The organism is Coprococcus sp. ART55/1 (assembly GCF_000210595.1).
Lineage (GTDB): Bacteria > Bacillota > Clostridia > Lachnospirales > Lachnospiraceae > Coprococcus > Coprococcus aceti.
The window spans coordinates 1777646-1794957 of record NC_021018.1 but is presented as its reverse complement, the minus strand read 5'-3'; the positions used below and the strand labels follow the sequence as shown (position 1 = coordinate 1794957).

12 protein-coding genes and 1 other annotated feature (1 of these 13 cut by a window edge) are annotated in these 17312 nt (G+C 44.8%); of the genes, 10 read left to right on the top strand and 2 right to left on the bottom strand.

Annotated features, from left to right (window positions below; translation table 11 throughout):
* The first annotated feature begins 204 nt into the window (after positions 1-204).
* The 7 genes from CCU_RS08210 to CCU_RS08180 all read left to right on the top strand — a co-directional run bounded on the left by CCU_RS08210 (position 205) and on the right by CCU_RS08180 (position 8604).
* Entirely contained in the window at positions 205-987 is a 783-nt protein-coding gene (locus CCU_RS08210; protein WP_015534268.1) for a TraX family protein, read from the top strand.
* Positions 984-2141 (top strand): M20 metallopeptidase family protein, encoded by a 1158-nt coding sequence (locus tag CCU_RS08205; protein WP_208896113.1) that lies wholly within the window; start codon positions 984-986, stop codon positions 2139-2141. The genes CCU_RS08210 and CCU_RS08205 overlap by 4 nt, the downstream gene beginning before the upstream one ends.
* 52 nt (positions 2142-2193) lie before the next feature.
* A complete protein-coding gene (locus CCU_RS08200; protein ID WP_015534267.1) occupies positions 2194-3087 on the top strand; it encodes a hypothetical protein in 894 nt (297 codons plus the stop codon).
* 894 nt (positions 3088-3981) lie between these two features.
* Positions 3982-5430, top strand: coding sequence for a polyamine ABC transporter ATP-binding protein (gene potA, locus CCU_RS08195; RefSeq protein WP_015534263.1), 1449 nt, complete (start codon positions 3982-3984; stop codon positions 5428-5430).
* Between the two features lie 14 nt (positions 5431-5444).
* Positions 5445-6245 (top strand): ABC transporter permease, encoded by an 801-nt coding sequence (locus CCU_RS08190; protein ID WP_015534262.1) that lies wholly within the window; start codon positions 5445-5447, stop codon positions 6243-6245.
* Positions 6245-7036, top strand: coding sequence for an ABC transporter permease (locus CCU_RS08185; protein WP_015534261.1), 792 nt, complete (start codon positions 6245-6247; stop codon positions 7034-7036). The genes CCU_RS08190 and CCU_RS08185 overlap by 1 nt, the downstream gene beginning before the upstream one ends.
* A complete protein-coding gene (locus tag CCU_RS08180; RefSeq protein ID WP_015534260.1) occupies positions 7033-8604 on the top strand; it encodes an extracellular solute-binding protein in 1572 nt (523 codons plus the stop codon). Before CCU_RS08185 ends, CCU_RS08180 begins: the two co-directional genes overlap by 4 nt.
* Positions 8605-8729: 125 nt before the next feature.
* Here the strand turns inward: CCU_RS08180 and CCU_RS08175 are convergent, their stop codons facing one another.
* Positions 8730-9371, bottom strand: coding sequence for a phosphoribosyltransferase (locus tag CCU_RS08175; RefSeq protein WP_015534259.1), 642 nt, complete (start codon positions 9369-9371; stop codon positions 8730-8732).
* Between the two features lie 55 nt (positions 9372-9426).
* Positions 9427-10497 carry a pyridoxal phosphate-dependent aminotransferase gene (locus tag CCU_RS08170; RefSeq protein ID WP_015534258.1) on the bottom strand — a complete coding sequence of 357 codons (1071 nt, stop codon included), beginning with the start codon at positions 10495-10497 and terminating at the stop codon, positions 9427-9429.
* A gap of 186 nt (positions 10498-10683) precedes the next feature.
* On the opposite strand from CCU_RS08170, the gene CCU_RS08165 reads away from it, so the two are divergent.
* The 3 genes from CCU_RS08165 to CCU_RS08155 are packed head-to-tail and all read left to right on the top strand — an operon-like array spanning position 10684 to position 17053.
* Entirely contained in the window at positions 10684-14250 is a 3567-nt protein-coding gene (locus tag CCU_RS08165) for a DUF5717 family protein (RefSeq protein ID WP_015534257.1), read from the top strand.
* A 33-nt stretch (positions 14251-14283) separates the two neighbouring features.
* Positions 14284-16209, top strand: coding sequence for a DUF5716 family protein (locus tag CCU_RS08160; protein WP_015534256.1), 1926 nt, complete (start codon positions 14284-14286; stop codon positions 16207-16209).
* Between the two features lie 7 nt (positions 16210-16216).
* Positions 16217-17053, top strand: a complete 837-nt coding sequence (locus CCU_RS08155) for a hypothetical protein (RefSeq protein ID WP_015534255.1) — start codon at positions 16217-16219, stop codon at positions 17051-17053.
* 61 nt (positions 17054-17114) lie between these two features.
* Positions 17115-17312, top strand: a binding site (T-box leader) (it continues 18 nt past the right edge of the window).

Below are 17312 nucleotides of genomic sequence, written 5' to 3'. Positions count from 1 at the left end.
GACTACATGTAAATGTGCAATGTCATAAATTTAAGCGTATTGAGAAAAAGTTAAGCTCTGTTATTCAATGCAGTTATGTTATACTTATAGTGAAAACACTGTTGAAAAGTGTGGTAGTGCATCAGTGCGGGGGCCTAAAAACGACTACTGTACTTATTAGGACTAAAACATCAGTAAATGTTGGGAAAACAAAGGAGAAATTGCATGAAAGTTCATAATTATAAAATAAAAAATAACTTTGAGCAGGCAGAGGGTGCAACTTGTGAAACGTGCAGAAAAATAACATTGAACGGAATAGGTCTGCTTTCCGGAGCACAGCTTAAGTATATAGCGTTCATTTCAATGCTCATAGATCATACGAATAAGACATTGCTGTATCCGTATCTGGATGGTGGAATAATATCGGCTGTAAGTGATGTATTTGATGTCCTGGGGCGGATAGCTTTCCCGATATTCATATATATGTTGGTGGAAGGATATTTTCATACGAGAAACAAGTGGAAGTATCTTGGAATGCTGCTTATATTTGGCGTGATATCTGAGATCCCTTATGACATGTTCTCCAGTGGCGTATTCTTTGAATGGAATGCAAATAATATTATGTTTACATTGGCGATGGTGCTGGCAATGATATGGATCATTGATGTGCTGAGGAAAAAAATGGAGAAGCTTCCCAAGGCAGTATGGTTTATAGCAACGATACCGATAGTTGCCATAGTGTGTCTTATATCGATGAATCTTGCGGTTGATTATGACTACCATGCCATACTTATAGGATATTTCCTGTATATATTTCATGAAAAGTCCGCAATTGCAATACCGTTCTGCTACCTGGCGATGTTCAAGGAACCGTGGGCACTGTTGGGGTTTGGACTGACTTTGACATACAATGGCAAGCGCGGCAGGCAGAATAAGCTGGTGAATTACCTGTTCTATCCAGTGCATATGCTGATACTCGGTATTATAAGGATGTGTCTTGGGCTGTGATAGATGAGAAGGAGCACGGAGGCGTTATGGAAATTGACAAAGAGCTGATGACAAAGATATATGACCTCAGGCGCAGGCTTCACAGCATTCCTGAGGCTTCGATGCATGAGATGCAGACTAAGGCGGTGCTCATGTCGTTTCTCAGGGAGAATACTGACCTTGAGATCGTGGATAGAGGTGCTTGGTTTTATGCGGTGCTGAAATCTTCTGATGACAGAATATGGGATGAAGAAAGAACACCGATCGCGTTCAGGGCAGACATGGATGCAGTGTGTGGGCAGGATGGAAAGCCGGGACATTACTGCGGGCATGATGGACATAGCAGTATATTATGTGGGGCTGCGGTCTGGCTGTCCCGTGCAATGGAGAAATGCGGAAATACACACAGGGACGTCTATTTCATTTTCCAGCCCGGCGAGGAGATCGGTGCCGGGGCAAGGCTGTGCAGAGATCTTATAATTGAGAAGAATATAGGTGAGATTTATGGACTTCATAACATACCGGGATATCCGAGAAATCATGTGCTGACGATAGATGGAACATTTGCATGCGCATCAACGGGGCTTGAGATACATATGATAGGGACAGCCAGCCATGCGGCATATCCTGAGGCGGGAAAGAATCCGGGGCCTGCGCTTGCCAGGCTGCTGCTGGAGATAGAGAAGCTTACTGAGGAGTACAACCTCAGCAGGGGATTTGTCAGGATGACGCTCATCGGAATGGATATTGGAAGTGCCAATTACGATGTGGCTGCATCGGAAGGAACGCTGCGCATGACGGTGAGGGCTGAGAGAGAAAAGGTATTTGCCGGGTATGTGGATGAGATAAAGCAGATTGCACAAAATACTGCGGACGATGGGGGCTTCACCCTTGATATACAGGAGATAGAGCGGTTCCCGGCAACGGAAAATCATGCTGTGAATGTGGACAAACTTAGAAAATGTGCTGCTGACCAGAATATTGTGGTTACAGAACTTGCTGAACCGATGAGGTGGTCGGAGGACTTCGGATACTATCTGCAGGAGACAAAGGGAGCATTCTTCGGCGTAGGCGATGGTGAGGATCATGCCCAGCTCCATACGGCGGGATTCGAGTTCCCGGATGAGATCATAGAGACAGCAGTTAAAATGTTTGTGGGGCTGGCATTGATGTAGTGCATGTAAGAGATAGTAAGTTATTTGATGTTCAAAAATGGGGTAAAGACGTATGAAGATAAAATATGACAGGCGCGTAATGCGTATAATTCTGATCACCGCGGTGGTGGTATCTGTTCCTACACTTGCAGGAATGATCTGTGGTGTGTTTTTTGATGATATTGTCAGTACATTTTGCGATGTTATGATGGTGACCAGCGTTATTACATTTTGCCCTATGGTTGGTTTGTGGCTTGCCTGCATGGACGCATGGCTGTATCTGAGAGAACTGGTCAAGGCCGGATATGAGGTTCCAGATGACAGAAGGAAATATAATTGTGTGCTGGAAAATCTGCCGAGAGAACGAGAAGATTATTGCATCGTTGATGGAAGGGACTGGGATAGCGTGATATCAGCATGTATCACGGCTGCATGTGCACTCTGTTTTGCGGTGGTGGTAATAAAGTATTATGTAGGGTGGTGGCGCTGGCTCCCCGGAGTGTCGATTCCTGGAATATGCCTGTGTATTGTTGCTGTATTCTGGGTGGCTGGGGCAGTTGTATATTATAGACAGTCTGACAATAGAAGATATAGAGGAAGACTTGAACCAGTCGATGACAGAAAGGTAAGAACCTATCTGTTTAAGAAGATAATGACTGTATTTTTGGCTGGCTTTGTATCCGTGATTTTTGATCTGGCTATGTTTTCTGCGGCTGGTTACATGGCCAAAGCGCAGGTGGAGGCGGATGTTGAGAAGGTGAGATATGAGGTCGCTGGTATCAGCGATGTATCTCGTGACGGTCAAGATGGAGCATACCAGCCAGGAGAGATAGACACGGACAAGCTGGGCATAGATTTTCGGATGAAAGACGGACATCTTGAATGGCAGTCAGAGCACGGGCAGATGAAGCTTACGTATGTATATACATGGAAATATGGGAAAACGGAAAGAAGGATTATCAGATGATACTGTGGAAACTTCCGAACTCAGGCATAAAAATACTCTTATTGAACAAAATAAATATAGAATGTGTTGCAGAATATTCTGAGGTTTTGCATAGCATGTCCTGAAGAGTGATGGATTATTGTGTGTGGAGGTTCGACATGACAAAAGCGGCAAAGATATATCTGGTGGTTCTCATATGGCTGTCAGCGCTGGTGCAGCTGGCGGTACTTCTGATCTAGAATTTATTAGCTATTATCTGAATAGCGATTCGGATTTGATGGATTCAGTAAAATGTGACTGCCTCTTGAGTCATTCCGGAATTGTTCAGAATGAAATAACAGGTAACGACCTGTTTTGTTAAAGAATTAAATGAAAATATATATCATTACCAATGATTATATGTTAGAATAAATCGACTTTGTTTCAAATTGCAGGGATGCAGCCGCGAATATGCGGAATGTTTGGAGACAGGGTCGATTTTTCTGCATAAAATGCAGAATGATCTTCATGGATTTTGGGAAAAATAGGAAGTCTGTTAGCTATTTTACCCTGGATACCGTGCCTTAAAATGTATCTCGACATGGAGAGGCAGGTGGATAGGGCTACTAACCGTGATCCATGCCATCACCCGGTATCATAAAGGGGTTTTTTCTTAACATGTTTTTGATTCCCCGACAGTATGAGGGCAAGATAAAGTTGTGCTCATGCGAGGAGAGCTATCAGATAGGCTTTTCGTTATTTGCTCCCCGGGCTGGTGAGATATACAGCAGTGATACATGGAGCGTGGATTTGTTGTCCGCTGACGGCGGGGCGGTCGCTCTTGTCGTCCATTTGGAATGGCAGATGACAAATGCGCTTTGTTGGGGCACTGTAAGTAAGTGACGGAGTATGTCACGATACTTAAGGAGGAAATAAATGGAAAAAAACAACAATAATTCCAACAATATCATTGAATTGAAAAACATTGTCAAGACCTATGACAATGGATTCACAGCAGTTGACGGCTTTAACCTCGAAGTGAAGAGAGGCGAGTTTGTCACGTTCTTAGGCCCTTCAGGCTGCGGAAAAACCACGACACTTAGAATGATAGCAGGATTCGAGATTCCTACTTCAGGAGAGATATTACTGAATGGACAGGATATCAGCAAGCTTCCACCAAATAAGAGACCTATCAACACGGTCTTTCAGAGGTATGCGCTGTTCCCACATCTGAATATCTTTGACAACATAGCATTTGGCCTCAAGCTCAAGAAGCTTCCTAAGGCAGAGATCGTGAAGAAGGTCAAGAAGGTCCTTGAAATGGTTGACCTTGAGGGCTTTGAGGACAGAAAAGTCGCCACGCTTTCGGGTGGACAGCAGCAGAGAATAGCTATAGCGAGAGCTCTTGTCAATGAGCCGGAGATACTTCTTCTGGATGAGCCTCTTGGCGCACTGGATCTCAAGATGAGAAAAGAGATGCAGATAGAGCTCAAGGGAATGCATGACAGGCTGGGAATCACTTTTATCTATGTAACACATGACCAGGAGGAAGCACTCACCATGTCAGACAAGATAGTTGTCATGAGCGAGGGTGAGATACAGCAGATAGGAACTCCTGAAGATATATATAATGAGCCAAAGAATGCATTTGTTGCGGATTTCATAGGCGAGAGTAACATCTTCAACGGAATTATGACGGGCAAGTTAAAGGTAAGATTCTGTGGTGCAGAATTTGTCTGTCTGGATGACGTGGAGATTGGAACAAAGGTGGATGCCGTAGTAAGACCGGAAGATGTGATGATCACTACACCTGAACAGGGCGCTGTAAAGGGAGTTGTGACATCTGTTGTGTTCAAGGGTGTACACTATGAGATCACCGTTGAGTCCGGAAGGAATGAGATAGTTATTCAGACCACAAAGTCCGCCAAGGTTGGAGACAAGGTTGGCCTTAATGTTGAACCTGATGGAATACACATCATGATATCGGAGACTGCAATCAACAAGATTGAGAGCTCAGTCAATAGAAATTATGCCCTCGGCGTATTTGACGGTAAGGTATCATGCGACCTCACGGAGATCGTTCCGGGTTCAGCCATGAAGGATGGCGTGCTGGTGGATGCAAATGGTGAGGCGATAGACCGTGAGAAGATCAAGGTAATAGTATCTATACTTCCAGAGGATATCGACATGAGTGATGACGAGGAAGCTGGTATAATCTGCGGACATATCATCAATCTTATATATAAGGGAGACCACTACAGCTATGTGGTGAGAACTGACAATGAGGAGGACTTTATCGTGGATGACGAGTACCTGTGGAACATGGAGGACAGAGTCAGCCTGATAATTCCAGAGGATAAGATGAAGTTTTCACTTAAGAAATAGATGGAGGGATGAACATGAACGGCTTACGTTTTTCAAGAAAACAGCTGGGCATCCCATACGCATTATTTCTCATATGCTTTGTAGTTGCACCACTGTTTGTAATTATTTATTATGCCTTCACCAACGGCGAGGGCAGGTTTACATTTGACAATCTGACGGGATTCTTTACCAGCCCGAACACCATAGGTACTCTGGCATACAGCTTTTTGCTTGCCATAGTGACTACTCTGGTGTGTCTGCTGCTGGCATATCCGATCGCATATATACTTGCGAGAAGTGAGATGAAAAGGAAATCGGTAATTGTCATGATGTTCGTGCTTCCGATGTGGATCAACTTCACACTGAGGATCACAGCACTCAAGGAGGTACTCACGGTTATAGAGGGCAATCTGGCATTCCACCCGTTTCTCAATTCGGTTATAGGAATGACATATGATTTTCTGCCATTTATGATACTTCCTATATACACAACCATATTGAAGCTTGACGGCAGCCTTATGGAGGCCGCTGTGGATCTTGGGGCAAATAGCTTCCAGACATTTGTCAAGGTCACACTTCCGCTCACCGTTCCGGGAATCGTCAGCGGAATAGTTATGGTATTTTTGCCATCTATGACTAACTATGTTGTGCTTGACATGCTTTACAACAGCACATACATCATGGGTAGTCTGATAGGAAGCTACTTCTCAGCATACAACTGGAACGGCGGTTCCATGATAGCACTCGTCCTTCTTGTGATAATACTTGTATTCACACTTGTGACAAACAAGTACACGGATGACGACGGCGGAAGCAGAGGAGGTGCGTTGTTATAATGAAGAAATGGTCTAAGATTATATTTATATGCATTATGCTTCTTCTCATATATATGCCTATATTGATACTGGCTGTTTACAGCTTTACAACATCGGCAAATATCGGAAGCATTCACGGATGGTCGCTTCACAATTATGTGACTTTGTTCACCAAGGACGAGCTGAGGTCAATGATCGTTGGAACTGTGTTTCTGGCCGCAGGTTCAGCACTGATAGCAACCATACTCGGAACACTCGGTGCCATAGGTGCTTTTTATTCAAAAAAATGGGCTTCAGCATCGATAAATGCCATGAATGAGGTGCCTGTTGTAAATGCAGATGTTGTGACAGGTTTCTCTATATGTATACTGCTCATAGTTGCATTTGGCATGAGCAAGGACAGCTATGTTCCACTTGTCATCGGCCATGTGGTTTTGTCGGCACCTTTCGTATATCTGTCAGTGGTGCCAAAGCTCAAGCAGATGGACAGCAGTCTGTATGAGGCTGCGTTAGATCTGGGAGCTACACCTTTCCAGGGACTCACAAAGGTAGTGATACCTCAGATACTTCCGGGTATTATTTCGGGATTTGCGCTGGCTGTTACACTGTCACTGGATGATTACTTCATCGCGACATACACCAAGCCTGCGACATTTGACACCATAAGTACTTACGTTGTAAATGCGACAAAAGGTTCACAGACGGAAGTTAAGACAGCCCTGTGGGCGCTCTCAACAGTCATATTTGCACTGGTTGTCATAATCGTTGTGGCTATGAATGTGGCCGGAAGAAAGAAAGAGGTGGAGCGATGATAAGACATAGATGTTTTGGACGTTCGATTTCCAGAAAGCTGGCGGCAGCAGTCATGGCTGTTTCATTGCTTGCCGGACAGATGCTGCCGGTAATGGCAGCGGAGGATACAGGAGATGCTGCTTCTGTCAAGAGTGACGGCGCATCTGCTACTGAAAAAGAGGTCACTCTCAGGGTGTGCAGCTGGGAAGAGTACATTGACGAGGGTGGTTGGGATGAAGACGAAGCCCTGGAACTGGACAATGGAACAACTATATTTGGTGAGAATTCCATGGTGGAGGATTTCGAGAACTGGTATTACGAGAATTATGGTGTGAAGGTGAATGTTCAGTATTCGTGCTTCGGCACCAATGAGGATCTCTATAATATGCTGACTCTCGGCGATGTGTATGATCTTGTATGTCCTTCGGAGTACATGATCATGAAGCTTATGTCTGAGAACAAGCTTGAGCCTTTGTCCGATGACTTTTTCGATGAGAACAACGACAAGAATTATTATATAAATGGTGTGTCGCCATACATCAGAGATACATTTGAGACGCATGAGATAAATGGAGAGACCTGGAGCAAATATGCAGCTGGCTTCATGTTTGGAATTACGGGAATTCTGTACAATCCGGAGAAGATGACCGCTGACGAGGCGGGAACATGGACAGTCCTCAACAACCCTAAGTTTGCAAAACAGATCACCATAAAAGACAATGTCAGAGATTCCTACTTTGCCGCAGTCGGAGCACTGCAGAGGGACAAGCTGATGGACACTGAATTCAGGGCTCAGGATGATTACTCAGAGCAGCTCAAGGATATCATGAACGATGTCAGTCCTGAGACTATAGCAAAGTCACAGGATCTTCTTCAGGACATAAAGGATAATGTGTATTCATTTGAGACTGACAGCGGTAAGGCAGACATGATAACAGGAAAGGTTGTTGCGAATTACCAGTGGTCAGGAGATGCAGTTTATGCCATGGATCAGGCTGAGGAGGATGGTGTGAAGCTTGACTTTGCGGTCCCTGAGGAGTGCACAAATCTGTACTTTGACGGATGGGTCATGCTGAAAAATGGAATAGACGGTGACGCTGACAGAAAGCAGGCGGCCGAGGCGTTTATCAACTTTGTGTCAAGACCTGACAATGCAGTCCGCAACATGTATTACATTGGTTATACCTCAGTCATAGCAGGTGGGGATGACGATACGGTATATTCTTATCTGGATTACACTTATGGTGCAGAGGATGACGAGGAGGATGTTGTTGATTATCCACTTGGATATTTCTTCACAGGGGACAACTCAGATCCTGACTACGTTCTCAGAGCTCCTGCGGAACAGGTCGACAGACAGCTTGGGGCTCAGTATCCGTCACAGGACGCCATAGAGAGAAGTGCGGTCATGGAGTATTTCGATGAGGATGCCACCAAGGATATCAACCAGATGTGGATCAACATCAGATGCTACAATATCAAAGATGTGCCGACATGGGCATGGTTTATTGTGGCAGCGGTGATCGGTGCACTGGCCGGAGTGATCGTATATCATAAAAGGTCAAAGAAATTTTATCTTGGGAAATAGAATAATATAAAATAAACGGCTGCCCTGATGGTATGTGGTTTTCGGTAAGAAAGGCCATATGCCATCGAGGCAGCCGTTTTAGTTTATGTGAGCGGCGAGGGAAAGGCTGCGTTGTTTCTGTGGTATTACAGCATCGAATAACCATAGCTGTTGACAATGGCTTCTATCTTCTTGCCGGCCTTACACATAGGGCACTCGCCAACGGAATAAGAAGCATAGTCGTCGATATCCTTCTTGCTGAACAGAGAGTGAACCTCGTGGCCTGCAACCTCGTCTGTAGCTGAGAAGATAGCTGATATTCCTGAGATGCTTCCACCGTAGTATTCAATACATTCGATGCTCTGCTTGATTGTCTTGCCGGTGGTTGCCGATGCAAGGAGAAGGAGAACGTTCTTGTTCTTGATCATTGGCTGAAGGTTATCACGGAATATGAGCTGGCCTGAAGAATGAACCTCAGGTGTCATGATGTATATGGTCTGGTGCTGGTTCATGGACACGATACCGTTCTCTGTGAGGGCATTTGCAAGGTAAGCACCGATAACCTCTGTTCCGTCCATGCAGACGATGGTGTCAACGATCGTTGTTGCAACATACTCTGTAGCCATGGATTTGGCAGCAGCGAGAGCCATCTTTCTTCTGCTTTTGATGGTTGTCATATCGATGTATCTGTTGATGTGGGAATGGTTAGTTGCAAAATGTCCGTCAACTACCTTGATGTCCAGTGCATTATTATAAGACGATGTGATCTTGGTTGTCATGTTTTCCATAGTTTAAATTCTCCTTTTCTATTATTATGTTGTCTGTAAATAAAACAGTAATTTCCTAGACTATTTCCAGCACGGTGTTGACCAGCAGGTCATCCTGTTTTGGATTCATAAAACAGAATCTTATGTATTTGTTGTCAAGTCCGCCTATATCAGCACAGCTTCGTATATAAAGACCTTTTGGCATGCAGTAATCCACCACATCACCCGCGGAAATAGCATCCCTCAGGATACGGATCAGTATGAAGTTGGCGGCCGGTTTGTACAGCTTGATCGACTTGTGGGTGGACAGTGCCGAGTACACAAGGTTGCGCTCGGTTCTGATGAGCTCTCTTGATTCGGCAATGTATTTTTCGTCGGTGAACATGGCGACCCCGGCGGCCTCCACAAGCTTGCCTATCGCAAATGGCAGTCCGGTGATCTCAAGTGTTTTCTTGAGAACAGGATTCGATGTGATCATATATGCCAGCCTGAGTCCGGGAACTGCAAAAAATTTCGTTGTGTTTCGCAGCACGATAACATTCTCGTATTCCGATGTGAGAGGAATGGCAGAATTACTCTCCAGATCATCAACAAAATCCATGTATTCCTCGTCAACGACCATGGTTATGTTATTGCCATCGCATATCTTGGCTATAAATTCCAAAGACTCTGCATCGATTATCTGTGATGTTGTACCATTAGGATTCGATATAAATATAATATCGATGTCCTCTGACAACTTCGATATAAAATCTGCGATATCGAGGGTGAAATCCTCCTCCTCAGGTGTGGAGTAGTAGATTATCTCACAGCCGTTCATAGAGAGCAGCTTTTCGTAATTCTGTGCTCCAGGTGTTATCAGGATAGCTTTCTTAGGCGAGGTAAATTCGCACAGTATCTTGACAAATTCATAGGAGCTACCGCCGACGATTATGTCGTCTGTCTTTGCTCCGGAGTATGCGGATATGGCTTCCTTTAATTTCTTTGTGTTGTGATCAGGGTATACTGATAACTTACTCATGTTGTCCGCAATAGCTTTAGTAACAGATTCGGGAACTCCCAGTGGATTCATGTTAAGATCTGCACGAACAGTTTCGACCTGACTGAGGAGATTCTCTGTTTTTAGATTGATAACCCCATTTTTCATAAAAAAACCCCTTTTTCAGTTGTTTTAAGTTATTTTTCTGTATATATTGTTTAAAAAGAGACAATATTTTGTTATAATCTGAATATATGTCTTTTTGTCAATTATACCGATTGGAAGCTTCAAATACAACCACTATGAGTGATTTTTGACAAAAAGACAATAGAAATAGATACAGGAGACCAGACGATGAAGGGAATAGTTGAACAGTATGCTCGTGGTGAGTTTAAGGTTGACAGACCAGCGGTAGCCATATCAGTCAGCAAGATAGAATTGAATATCGAGGCGGGAACTGTGTATGATGGAGAGTTTACAGTGGATTCTTCAAACAGTTGTGCAGTGAAACTGATGGTATACGACAGCCGCTATATACTGGATTTCAAGAGCCACACATTTGTGGGCAGGAAGAACAGAGTCAGCTATTCATTTGACGCCCGAGGAATCGAGCAAGGCAAATCCTTCAAGGGTCATATAAATATAATCACTGATGGGGGAGAGTTTATCATCCCTTATCATATAGCTATAGTCGCTCCATATATTCAGGTCGAGGGTAAGAAGCTCGAGGATCTGTTCCAGTTTGCAGCATATGCAGAGGAGAACTGGGAGGATGCCATAAGGATATTCGGAAGCGAGGATTTTGTGCGCACTTTTATAGGCAGGGATGAAAAACTTCAGAGGGTGTATGACACACTGGGAATGTCACTGTCCATAGGACAGGCCATGGAGGAATTCCTTGTGTATACACACAAGAAGAGGGCACTCACACTGTCCGTGGCTCAGAACGATCTGCTGGTTGAGATGCCATCCGAATTGGTAAGGGCATCGGTTACGATCACCAAGAACACCTGGGGCTACACGAATACCAAGATAGCATCGGACTGCGATTTCCTCATACCGGAGACCAGCGTGCTGAAGTGGAACAGCTTCGATGGCAACACATTTGACCTCAGTTTCCTCATAGATCCGCAGAAGATCCACGACGGGGAGTCATCGGGTTACATTTATATATGGAACACTTATCAGAATATGAAAATACAGGTGAGCATCAGAAAGCCTGAGGTCATCAAGATGACTCCAAAGAGCAGGCAGACGAGATTCACCATCAAGAGGGCGGAGGAGGCTCTGATCCGTGCATATATTGACTTCAGAACAGACAAGATCGATCTGAAGAAGTACATAGCTGAGACCAGGGATGCCCTGAACACCCTTATAAAATACAGACCGGAGTATGGCATGTACAGGCTGGGACTGCTCCATATGCAGATCCTGGAGGGACACACGGAATTTGTCGAGCAGGAATTTCTGAGAATAGATGCGGATGCCAATTTCACAAGCATGGAGGACATGGAGAAGTGTTATCTCAGTTACCTGAAGTCGCTTCTGCGCAGGGAGAAGTTCATCATAGACAGAACTGCTGCCATGGTCAGAGAAAGATTTGAGGCAAATGACAAGAACAGACTGTTCTATTTCTGGATACTGTTATTTGTGGATGTGAATTATACAGAGGACAAATGGGTTCTCTACGAGGATATACAGAAGCTGTTTAACTCAGGTGTAAACAGTCCGGTAATATACTTTGAGATATGCGACATGTTCAATAAGCAGCCTCTCATGATGAAGAAGATCGCACCGCTTGAGATCGCAGCCCTCAGATGGGGCATGAGAAATGAATTTGTCTCAGAGGATGTCATCGTGGAGTTTGTCAAGACTGCTTCGAGACAGAAGGATTTTGACGAGCAGGCATTTAAGATGCTTGAGCAGATATACGATATGAGGCATGACAGGACGACTCTGGATGCCATTTGTGGAATACTGATCAAGAATAAGATGTACGATCCGTGTTATCACAGATATTACAGTGACGCATCGGACAAGGATCTCAAGTATGTTGGCCTGAATGAATGCTTTATCAGGAGCATGGACAAAAACCACTACGATGAGATACCGGAGGCTATACTCAGATATTTCAGTTACAAGAACGTTTTGACGGACGAGGAGCTGGCGTATATATATGCAAATGTCATCATGAACAAGGAGAACCAGAAGTCGGTGTACAGGGATTTTGTCCCTGCCATTGAGCGTTTCATGGAGAAGATGATACTTCAGGGAAATGTGAGCGATGACCTGACAGTCATATACGATGAATTCCTTGATCCTGATACGGTGAAACCGGAATTTGCCACAAAGCTCATCAACATAATCTTCAAGAGAAAGTTCGTGTGTGATAATGAGAATATAACACACATACTGGTATCCCACAGTGAGCTTGGCGGAGAGGTCAAGGTTCCGGTGGTTAATGGTGAGGCATATGTAGAGATAATATCGCCGTCTGCCATAGTCACACTTCTGGATGACAACGGCGGCAGATATGTGAGCACCGTACAGTACAGAATGGAGAGGATCGTAGACGAGAGGAGCTATCTGGACATTTGTCACGAGTACAGTCCAAGGGATTACAGATACCTGTTGTTCCTCTACAACGATATAGATATATTTACACACAGGGATGCAAAGGAGATAAATCTTGCCAGAGATATCGCACTCTGCCCTGAGGTGAGCTACAGGGTGAGACAGGAAGCGCTTACCCATATGGTTGAGTATTATCATGAGAATTTCGATGCGGACATTCTCGGAAAATATTTGTCCAAGATAGATCTGGATTACGTGGATCCTTCATATGCTTCCAGGATAAATACATATTATATAGCTCTGGATATGTATGAGAATGCATTTGAGGGAATGTACAGATTTGGCTATGTGGATGTGGATATAGATGAGCTGATCAAGATAGCCGAGTTTGGAATCGATGACAAGAGATACGATGAGAGCAGGCTGCTCATATCCATATGCGTGTATATATACAGGAGAGGGTACGCCGGACAGAAGATACTGTCATATCTCATCAACAATTACAACGGATCACTCGAGGAGATGGCAAATCTCTTCAAGTCGGTCAATTCAAATTACAGAAATATTGATATGCTGTCTGAGAACATACTCGCACAGATGATGTTCGCGGACGGATATATAGAGTCCATATACGATATATTTGAGGTGTACTATCGCGGCCGCAGCCGAGGCATGGTGGTGAAAGCTTTCCTCAGATATTGCGCGCACCAGTATTTTATAAAGGATCAGAAGATCCCTTCATATATAATGGAGGATCTGTACAAGGAGATCGCCAAGGGCAATATAAAGGACGAGATATCCAGAATGAGCCTGCTGTATTATTTTAGCAACCGAAGTGGACGATACACTGAGGAGCAGCAGGAATGGATCAAGGCAAATGTAAAACAGTTTATAGAATACAGCAAGATACTTCCGTTCTTCAGAAAATTTGAGTCGATCGTAAAGCTGCCAGGGGATATGAGATTCAAGACATATGTCATATTCAAGGGTGAAAGCGGAAAGCAGGTATGGGTCAGCTACAGCTTTGGACAGGAGAGCAGCAGTATGGCAAACTACAAATCCGAGAGGATGAATGAGATAATTCCGGGAGTGTATGTTAAGGAAGTTGTCGTATTCCACGGAGAGTCGCTTGTCTACTCCATCGATGGAGTGGTTGGAACTTCAGTCGTGGTTGAGAGCGACATACTCAAAAATGAGACATTCCATAAGGATGGAAGCAGCAGCTTTGAACTTATCAATAGCATGCTGGTTAGCCAGGAGACAAGAAATGACCATGAGCTCATACAGGCAATGGACACATATCTGTACAACAGCCATTTCTTCGACGCCAATTTGATGTTGCTTTAACTTTTTGATTTTTCACAAGGAGGGGCATAATTTATGTCTGACACACAGTTATATCTGGGTCTGGATCTTGACCCGGAATATACACAGCTTAGTTATTATAATGTTGACACGCGGGAGCCGGAATCGGTGTACCACAAGGAGGCGAGGGATACATATATGCTCCCTAACATCATGTTCTACAGCGCGTACAACAAAAAGTCGGATGACGGACAGAGTGAAGCTTACAAGTTCATAGATCTGGCTGGCTGGTGTGCAGGGGCGAAGGCTTCAGCCTGCAGGTTCGAGGAAAATGGAACGGTTGTGGATCAGGTGTATGAGCGTACCCTGAGAAATGAGAATATAGAAGTTGCGGGGCGTAATTATAAGGCGGGAGATCTTCTTGTGAAGATGATGATACTGCATATAAGACAGTTTACCGAGCAGTTTGAGGGTTTTGTGATAAAGAAACTGACAGTCACAGTGGCTGACACAGATCCGCGCATCATAGCTGCAGTCAGAGGACTTAAGTCGGCACTCCGTCTGACCCATGACCAGTTTAATATAGTGAGCCATCTGGACAGTGGCCTGTGCTATATATTTGCACAGCCTGAGCCGCTCAGGAATAACAGCGTGGGACTGTTTGATTTCGGCAGGAGCGGGCTGGATTTTTACAGGATAGATATGACAAGGAAATATCCTTTGATAGTGACCGTTGAGCATGTGAACTTCCATGACAGGATGAACATGAAAAGATTTGGAAAATACCATGAGGATATGGATGAGGCATTTGCGGATATAGTTAAGGAATGTATGTCACAGGTGTTTATATCCTCTGTATTCCTCACGGGAATAGGATTTGCTGACAACTGGATGAAGCAGTCGGCGGCGGTTCTGTGTCAGGGCAGAAGGGTATTTGTTGGACAGAATATATATACAAAGGGTGCATGTTACAGATCGCTTGGCGGTGTGTACACGGAGGCGCTCAGCAGATATTTTATAGATACGGAGCAGACGGTCAAGACAAATATCGGAATAAATCTCATGGATGAGAAGAAGACGTTCTGGCCGATAGCATACGGCGGGCTTGAGTGGTTCAACACCCGCGGAAGCATAGAGGTATTCCTCGACAACACAAGAAGGATACAGATCGTATACCAGGATATACTGACTGAGGAAGAATGGCGGGAGACTGTGGAGATATACGGACTTCCGGCGAGACCAAAGAAGACGACAAAGCTGTCGATATCAGTGGAGTATTATGGTGCGGATAAGGGCGCGATAGTCATCCGTGATCTTGGATTTGGAAGTTTGTATCCTACCACAAATAAGATATACAGAAAAGAATTTGATATAGGAGCCATCAGGAGAAAGCATGCGGAGAAGCTTGAGGCGGCACGAAGGGAAGAGAAGCTCAGGATACGCATGGGTGACACCGAGGAACTGAGAGGCGAAGATCCGGCGGTGGAGCATGGTAATGCAAAGACGGTGGAAGCCGAGCCGGAGGTACATGAAGAGCCTGTGGTATATTACGGAACAGCGTCACCTGTGGAGCCGGAGACTGTGGAAGAGCCGGATGATTTCGGAACGGAAGCAGAGGATGTTGTGGAAGAGATTGACGACGATGCGGGGGATATGACGGAGGCTGAAGAGTTAGAAGATGATGCGGTCTCTGATCCTGAGAACATTTCAGATGAAATTGATGATGACGAAACGGAATCAGTGGATGCTGCATATGAGGTAGATGATGACGAAACGGAATCAGTGGATGCTGCATATGAGGTAGATGATGACGAATCAGAATCAGATGACATTACAGACGATGCAGATGACAGCGAGACTGAGATCGACGAGTCAGAGCCGGACGATGAAGAAACCATAGATGAAGAGGATCTGGATGACGAAGATTCCGATGAGTATGAGCAGAGTGCGTTCAGCATCCCGTCATACCTCAGAGGACAGCATTTTGATCCGGGAGAGTGATACACATATGAGTGGAATTATTATTTGTAAGACAAAGACAGCGGACAATCCGTACACATTCCTCAATACGAAGATAACCATATATTCATATGAGGAGCTGTGCTACTACATATTCAACAATATGGTGCTCATAGGTAAAGACGACCTTGCGGACAGACTCAGCACCTGGCTGAGAACGGCCATAGACATGGAGGATCTTGCAGACAAGATAGACGCGCTCAATGCCAAGAATGCGTATATCCAGGATATCATGGTGGAGATACTTACATTTGGTGAGTTCTACAGCAAGGATGAAGTGAAGGAATTCATGGACGAGTGCAAGAGGATCAGGACTCTCAAGCCGTATGAGCTGGACAAGAAGAGAGCTGACAGCTACATGATGTACAAGCATTACATCAAGGCTGACGCCATATACGATGACATCATAGAGTACAAGGAGTCACATGGTGAGTACGATGAGTTCCTTGGAAATATATATCACAACAAAGGCGTTGCGCTGGCGGGCAATCTTCAGCTTGAGGAGGCAAAGGATGCTTTCATCAGAGCATTTGCGCTGAATAAGAACAATGAGTCATTGATAGAATACTTCTGTGTAATGGCGGTGACAGTGGACACGGCGACACTCCAGAGGGAGATAAGAAAGCGCGGTATGCCGGCCGGATTCCTGGACGATCTGATGAACGAGATCGCTGATTCAAAGGAGGATGTACATGAGATGTCCATATACAACAAAGTCCAGAAGGCTGTGTACAACAGAATGCACGGCGACATAGAGGACTATGACAGGCGTATGAATTCCATCCTGAGTGCACTCAAGGATCAGTTCAGAAACCAGATAGGATGACTTTGTGCTTGACGTACAGCCAGCCTATGTTGTACTATCACAATGAATAAAGAAGATATATGCAAATGCTGTGACGAAGAGGAGTAGCATGTGGAGTCAGACAGAGAGAATGGTTCGTGGGCTGTGAGACCGTTCCTGACAGAGACTTGTGAAGGTAGCTTCTGAGCTGCATGGCTGAAAGATCATGATAAGGATAGGCCATGCCGGGGCGTTCCCGTTATAGGATAAGATGAGATACAAAACAAGGTGGTAACGCGAA

What these genes read in the sequence shown, in the direction of transcription:
- CCU_RS08170 (WP_015534258.1), bottom strand. Translation starts at nt 10,497, where the DNA reads ATGAAAAATGGGGTTATCAATCTAAAAACAGAGAATCTCCTCAGTCAG.
- CCU_RS08175 (WP_015534259.1), bottom strand. Translation starts at nt 9,371, where the DNA reads ATGGAAAACATGACAACCAAGATCACATCGTCTTATAATAATGCACTG.
- CCU_RS08190 (WP_015534262.1), top strand. Translation starts at nt 5,445, where the DNA reads ATGAACGGCTTACGTTTTTCAAGAAAACAGCTGGGCATCCCATACGCA.
- CCU_RS08185 (WP_015534261.1), top strand. Translation starts at nt 6,245, where the DNA reads ATGAAGAAATGGTCTAAGATTATATTTATATGCATTATGCTTCTTCTC.
- CCU_RS08210 (WP_015534268.1), top strand. Translation starts at nt 205, where the DNA reads ATGAAAGTTCATAATTATAAAATAAAAAATAACTTTGAGCAGGCAGAG.
- CCU_RS08155 (WP_015534255.1), top strand. Translation starts at nt 16,217, where the DNA reads ATGAGTGGAATTATTATTTGTAAGACAAAGACAGCGGACAATCCGTAC.
- CCU_RS08160 (WP_015534256.1), top strand. Translation starts at nt 14,284, where the DNA reads ATGTCTGACACACAGTTATATCTGGGTCTGGATCTTGACCCGGAATAT.
- CCU_RS08180 (WP_015534260.1), top strand. Translation starts at nt 7,033, where the DNA reads ATGATAAGACATAGATGTTTTGGACGTTCGATTTCCAGAAAGCTGGCG.
- CCU_RS08165 (WP_015534257.1), top strand. Translation starts at nt 10,684, where the DNA reads ATGAAGGGAATAGTTGAACAGTATGCTCGTGGTGAGTTTAAGGTTGAC.
- CCU_RS08200 (WP_015534267.1), top strand. Translation starts at nt 2,194, where the DNA reads ATGAAGATAAAATATGACAGGCGCGTAATGCGTATAATTCTGATCACC.
- potA (WP_015534263.1), top strand. Translation starts at nt 3,982, where the DNA reads ATGGAAAAAAACAACAATAATTCCAACAATATCATTGAATTGAAAAAC.